The organism is Paracoccus sp. SY, assembly GCF_002901215.1.
Lineage (GTDB): Bacteria > Pseudomonadota > Alphaproteobacteria > Rhodobacterales > Rhodobacteraceae > Paracoccus > Paracoccus acridae.
The window spans coordinates 1-535 of sequence record NZ_NWMQ01000201.1 but is presented as its reverse complement, the minus strand read 5'-3'; the positions used below and the strand labels follow the sequence as shown (position 1 = coordinate 535).

The window sequence follows — 535 nt, the reverse complement described above, 5'->3', positions numbered from 1 at the left end:
GGTTTACCGGAGAGTAAAACACTCAAAGGATGAGCCCTATGTCAAAGCCGAGATTCACCCCCGCCTATCCGGCCGAGCTTCGCGAACGCGGTGTTCGACTTTTCCGAGAGAACCGCGGCGACTACGCGAGCGACACGGCCGCCTACAGGGCGATTGCGCCGAAGCTTGGCTGTTCGCCCGACAGCCTGCGCGTCTGGTGCCAGCAGGCCGAACGTGATGCCGGTCAGCGCGGCGGTCTGACGAGCGCGGAGAAGGACCGGATCAAGGAGTTGGAGCGCGAGGTCCGTGAACTGCGCCAGGCCAATGAGATCCTGAAGAAGGCCAGTGCATATTTCGCAGCGGCGGAGCTCGACCGCCCGTTCCGCAAATGATCGCGTTCATCGACGATCACCGTGGTGTCTTTGGTGTCGGGCCGATCTGCCGGGTTCTGGGGATCGCACCATCGACGTATCATGCCTTCAAGGCCGTCGAGCGCGATCCAGACCTGGCATCGGATCGGGCCAGGCAGGATCGCCTCGACATGGCTGCCATCAAG

General features: G+C 62.6%; 1 pseudogene and 1 other annotated feature. The pseudogene reads left to right on the top strand.

Annotated features, from left to right (window positions below):
- Positions 1–29: 29 nt before the first annotated feature.
- Positions 30–245: pseudogene (locus CK944_RS24420) on the top strand (IS3 family transposase); the annotation flags it as partial.
- An 80-nt stretch (positions 246–325) separates the two neighbouring features.
- Positions 326–442, top strand: a sequence feature (AL1L pseudoknot).
- Positions 443–535 lie beyond the last annotated feature (93 nt).